This is a genomic window from Emergencia sp. 1XD21-10, assembly GCF_009936045.1.
Taxonomy (GTDB): domain Bacteria; phylum Bacillota; class Clostridia; order Peptostreptococcales; family Anaerovoracaceae; genus Senimuribacter; species Senimuribacter intestinalis.
In genome coordinates this window covers 1-1,641 of record NZ_QWEQ01000068.1, presented here as the reverse complement: position 1 = coordinate 1,641, position 1,641 = coordinate 1, and the positions used below count along the sequence as shown (strand labels likewise).

The following is a 1,641-nucleotide window of genomic DNA, read 5'->3' as shown; positions in this document are numbered from 1 at the left end:
TAATCTGAGGAGGTAAAGCAGAAAGTGTCTGATAATAGGTCGCTATATTTTCAAGTTCTCTGATATTACCGGGCCAGTTGTAGTCAGTAAGTTGACGCAGCTGTGCGGGAGGGATATTCTTAAAAGTCGTGCCAAGGAAATGCTGCAGCAACGGCAGAATATCTTCTTTTCTCTTTCGCAGCGGCGGTATGATGATGGGCAGCACGTTGAGTCTGTAAAATAAATCGCTTCGGAAACTTCCCTCTCTGACAGCTGCTTCCAAATCTCGATTGGTTGCAGTAATCAGGCGAATGTCGACATCAATGAGTCTGTCGCTGCCAACTCGCATAACCTGTCTTTCCTGAATGGTTCTGAGTAGTCTTGACTGCAGCTTTGGGGAAATATCCCCTATCTCATCGAGAAAAATAGTGCCGTGGTTTGCCTGTTCAAAGAGACCGATTTTCCCCTTAGCCTGTGCGCCGGTAAAAGCGCCTCCTTCGTAGCCGAACAGTTCGCTTTCCAGCAGATTGTCAGGAAGTGCTGCACAGTTGATGGCAACAAAAGGAAATTTGTTGCGGTAGGAGGCGTTGTGGAGAGACTGAGCAATCAGTTCTTTTCCGGTTCCGCTTTCCCCTCGAATCAGTACAGTGTGGTCGGTCAGTGCAATCTGCTTGGCGGTCTTTATGACGTGTTTCATGCCGGGAGATTCGTGGATAATATCCTTAAAATGATATTTAGCGATGTGACCTTTTTGTCGATTGAGTTTATTGGCGATAGAAACTTCTGCTTCATCCTGCAGGGTGATATAGTAGCCCGTAACTTCATCCATCAGGGTTAGGGGATATTTGCTGTAATAATAGCTGCCTCCATCGATCATGAGGGGATCTTGTGGAGTGTCAGCAGCGGTTAGTATGGCGGGTTCGATAAACCGCTCCAGCTGGATATCGTTTTTGTCATCTGCCTGAAAAATCTGCAGCGCCTTGCTGTTGGCGTAGACAATCTGGTTGTATTTGTCGATCAGCAGCATGGCAATTTTGCTGGAATTGACAATGTGGCTGAGCATTTCGCTCTTCAGATGACCATAGACGTAGTTGTCGTGGAAAGCACTGTTGGATTCTACTAAAGACTGCATGTAGCGGAACAGATTCCGGTTGATGATGCTGATGTCAAGATCCAAAAGCTTCATCAGCTTGAACATGGTTTCAAAGCTGACCTGGCGATAGCCGATATCGATGATTTCTTTGATATGAGAAGGCACTAACTGCGGCTCTGCCGGTGTGATGGCAATGTTTAAATGACTGTAAATACCGGTGTGTGCTAAGGATTCATCGAAAGCAATCATATTGATATGGCTGATGCCCACCTCATAAAAGGAGTTAAGTGTATCAAGGGAGCTGTTATAGGAGTCATTGACGATGAGGACATCGGTTCCAGCTGGGATTTTGGAAATTTTTTTGAGCGCTTCACGCTCCGGACTTCTGGTGATTTTGATGATTTTGTTGAAATCTCTGATGTAGGCGGAGGCCTGCTGGTAAATGTATTCGTCAATGGCAAGAAAAGCATCGGCATGGAGTTTCTGTCCATCTGCCAAATCGTTTAAGTAGCAGTTGGTGAATACGATATGTTCGCCAAAGATGTCCTCCAGATTATTTTTGATAAACT

Annotated in this window: 1 protein-coding gene; it reads right to left on the bottom strand. The window is 45.5% G+C overall.

Annotated elements, in window-relative coordinates:
* The coding region (locus D1151_RS16295; RefSeq protein ID WP_161909571.1) for a sigma-54-dependent Fis family transcriptional regulator at positions 1-1,641 on the bottom strand (1,641 nt) is incomplete at both ends.